A 3,886-nucleotide genomic window follows, 5' to 3' on the forward strand; every position below is an offset into this window, starting at 1 on the left:
TTTTCTTAGTCCCCTTAATTTCACCAGTAGAATTATCTACATTTTGAAGATATACAACACGTTGAGGATATGGAATGTCGATACCATATTTATCGAATGCATCTTTCACATCAGACATAATACCATATTGCACATCTAAGAAATCCTTTGACTTAACACGAGCATAGGCAGCAATGCGCACAGAGTTATCGCCAAATTCAGCAATACCAATTTCCATATTTTTAGGATTTAGAACCCTCTTATCATTAGCAAAAATCTTTTTCAAGATTTTGATTGCTTCGTGATGATCATTGTTATACCCAATATCAAACATAAATGGAATCACACGTTCAGTTGTATATGCAATATTAGTTACCGCTTGAGATGTAAGAAGGGAATTTGGCATGTACACATTTTTTTGGTCTTTTGTAGTGATAACAGTATACATAAATTGAATGGACTTAACGCTACCTACTACATCTCCAACTTGAATAACATGGCCAGCTCTAAAAGGCTTAAATATAAGAATTAGTAAGCCAGATGCCAAGTTGGAAAGGTTGTTCTGCAAGGCCAAGCCAATGCCCAAACCAAAGGCACCAAAAGCAGCCACAAATGATGTGGTAGGAACACCAACTTGATTTAAACAAATCAAAATTAAACCTACTAGCAATGCATAATTGATAATCTGCGTAATAAAGCTCATCGCTGCAGTATCATAAGATGCTTTTGTCATAATACGAACCGCAAAGGTTTTCACCCATTTAATAGCATAGCGACCTACGCAAAATATGATAAGGGCCAATAATATATTGCCCGCTTGTGCAAAAAACCAATCTCTCAGCTGAACAAGAACATTAGCATCTTTAAAGAGCAGCTCAGATATTGTACTTAAAATATTTCCCATAGTAAACCTCCATGGTAACCTTTTATAAAACAAAGCTCTATACGCTATAAGTACTATTAAGATATAGTAACAGTATACATATATGCTATAATTTTACATATGCATTTATAAAATGATAGTAAAGTTATTATATCGTTATATGACATATATAACAATCTAAATCTAGGGAGACTTATATGTTTAATAATCCATATGAAGCGCCGCAAGAGCTTGCTACCGGAGGCCATGTAACGAAAGAGTTAAATTCCGTTACAGTACACTTTGATGACATCCATTATTCCTTATCTAGTGGTCAACTCAATGGCGGGTATCACCATACCTTGGCCGTACGAAACCAACAATTAACCTATCAAATCGAAACAGAAAAAGATTTACCTGGCGGCTCTGTAGCAAATTATTTAGCACAAGAGTTTGAACACATTGATACACCTGTTCATTTTAGTACAGCACTACTCACATCTGCTACAATGAACCTTCACGCGTACGCTAAGGTTGAAGAGCACGATACAATTGTGGAAACCATCGTTACTGCAGGCTACGAAAAAACGGCCCATCGTGCAGGCACAGGCTATTGCTACGAAGAGCGAGATGGCAGTTTCATAGTACCTGGTACCATTAACATTCTTGTCTTTACAAACAAGGCCTTAACAGATAGTGCTATGGTGAAAGCCATCATGACAATTACAGAGGCTAAAACAGCAGCCCTTCAAGATTGGGGTGTTGAAAGTGTACGACTCTATCCATTTATCAACGAAGATATTCCTGATGCAATAACAAAAGAGCGCAAGACTTCTGCCACCGGTACCTCTACAGATGGTGTAGTTCTCACTATCGATACCAATGGTGATGTGTTAACAGATGCAGGCTCCTTCTCCCTATTTGGAGATACCTTGGCTAAGGCTGTTTATATAGGTATACAACGGGCCTTAGAAAATGCTATTGGCGCCGAATAAAAAATACGCATCCTAGGCAAAATAAAAACCGCACATCCTAGGCGATCGGGATGTGCGGTTCATTGCATATAAAACTGTTACACACAGTATAATATTTGAAAATGAATATCAAATTAAGATTTGAGAGTTTTTCTCAAATCTTTTTTTTATTTTTCTAATTAATACTCATAGAAGAACTGTTGTAACTTTTTAAGGTTTTTAGTTTTAGTAAGGCCAAGCATCAATAAAATACGAGCTTTTTGTGGACTCAATGTATCACTTACAAGATAGCCTGCTAGTGCATCTTGTGGTACGGCAGACACCATGCCACTCCCTGTACGAGAGGCGCGTACAGTTGGAAAGGCTGTGTTTTGTGTTATTTGACGTACATTTTGAGGAATTGTACCATGCCCTAATCCCGTCAAAATCAGCCCATCAGGGTTAGTCGCCACTACACTCATCGGTACCATGTCATCCATGCCACCATAGCAAGTCAAAATGACTACACGAGGCAATTCTTTTAAATCATGTACATCAAAGACAGATTCTTTCGTATGACGACGAGTAGATGCTTTATAATAATGAGCCACTCCATCTTGTACAATGCCAAGATGTCCTACTAATGGGCTATCGAAGGTTGCTACATTCGTTGTATTCCGCTTAGAAACATCGCGTGCTCCATCAATATAGCCATTTAGCACAACAAGTACACCTTTACCTACAGACTCTGGCGTTCTCGCCACTTGAATCGCTTGTAATAGATTAATCGGACCATCTGCACTGATTGCCCCAGCAGGTCGCATAGATCCAGTAATAACGATAGGCTTATCTGTATGAACAGTAAGATTAAGGAAATAGGCTGTTTCTTCCATACTATCTGTACCATGAGTGATAACAACACCACCGATATCCGCTTGATCAACTAATTTTTGTACTAACTTGGCTAAATCCAACCAATGCTGGACAGTAATATCGGAACTTTCAATATTACTAAACTGAGTATATGTATATGGACCATATGGTTCTGTGCCAGGTACAGAATCTAGGATTTCATTGAGACCCAACACACCTGCAGTATAGCCAGTCAAATCTGTATCGGATGCGCCTTGTCCAGCAATCGTACCACCCGTACCAATCAAAGCTATTTTTGTCTCCATATTACCTCCATCATAAAATACATAAAATAGTGAATCATTTGTTAATCAACGTTGGGGCTGAAAGGAAGGCATCAATTCTAATTTATGCTTATTAATACGGTTCAAATGATCAATACGTTCTTTTGTTTCTAAATCATCTATTTCACCAGTTCTAATATAGCGATCTAGAACTGCATAGGTAAAACCTAATTTATCTTCATCAGATTGACCACTGAGACCATCACTAGGTGTCTTATCTACAAGATATTTAGGGATATCTAGGAGTCGACCAATTTGACGCACCTCTTCTACAACAAGATTGGCGAGAGGACTAAAATCCCCTGCACTATCGCCATATTTTGTAGAGTACCCTACATAATCTTCAGAGCCGTTACATGTATTGGCCACACGTGCACCATTTGGTAAGTTTTGACCAACAGCATATAAGGTTGCCATGCGAAGGCGCGGTGGTGTATTTATAGCTGCATCTCGAGATAAATCATTTCTACCCGTTACAACTTCATACCCTTCGCCTTGAATGATGGCATTTGTTAAGGCTGTATACGCAGCCCCTATGTTCACAATAATACGAGGAATACCTAAGTGATTGACAACGGCCTTAGCATCATCGATATCGGATTGAATGCCGTTTGGCATGAGCACTCCCACTACGCGTTCTGCCCCAAGGGCTTCTTTACAAAGGGCTGCCACGATTGTGGAGTCCTTACCCCCTGAAATGCCTACTACAGCGCTGCAACTAGGTCCATTTTGGTTAAAATAATCTCGAATCCATTGAATGAGAGCCTCTTTTGTTGCTTGTGGATTGTCTAACATAAGCCCTCCTATTTTTTCCGGAAAATACGATTTAATAAATCCATTTTCATTTGATAGTATCCTGGACTCATATCAAGGTAATGACGATGTGGATTTTCAAA

4 protein-coding genes are annotated in these 3,886 nt (G+C 38.9%); 1 reads left to right on the forward strand and 3 read right to left on the reverse strand.

Annotated elements, in window-relative coordinates; genetic code table 11:
• Nucleotides 1-883, reverse strand: an 883-nt coding sequence (locus QZ055_RS08455; RefSeq protein ID WP_295826152.1) for a mechanosensitive ion channel family protein, incomplete at its 3' end; no start/stop codon positions are given.
• Nucleotides 884-1,059: 176 nt separating this feature from the next.
• Here QZ055_RS08455 and QZ055_RS08460 point away from each other — a divergent pair.
• A complete protein-coding gene (locus QZ055_RS08460) occupies nucleotides 1,060-1,836 on the forward strand; it encodes an adenosylcobinamide amidohydrolase (protein WP_005387731.1) in 777 nt (258 codons plus the stop codon).
• A gap of 158 nt (nucleotides 1,837-1,994) precedes the next feature.
• On the opposite strand, the gene QZ055_RS08465 is transcribed toward QZ055_RS08460, so the two are convergent.
• Nucleotides 1,995-2,972: an asparaginase gene (locus tag QZ055_RS08465; RefSeq protein WP_295826156.1), complete on the reverse strand. Its 978-nt coding sequence runs from the start codon at nucleotides 2,970-2,972 to the stop codon at nucleotides 1,995-1,997.
• 45 nt (nucleotides 2,973-3,017) lie between these two features.
• Nucleotides 3,018-3,785: an NAD(+) synthase gene (nadE, locus tag QZ055_RS08470; protein ID WP_295826160.1), complete on the reverse strand. Its 768-nt coding sequence runs from the start codon at nucleotides 3,783-3,785 to the stop codon at nucleotides 3,018-3,020.
• Nucleotides 3,786-3,886 lie beyond the last annotated feature (101 nt).

Origin of the sequence: uncultured Veillonella sp. (assembly GCF_905209685.1) — a bacterium.
Classification (GTDB): Bacteria; Bacillota; Negativicutes; order Veillonellales; family Veillonellaceae; genus Veillonella.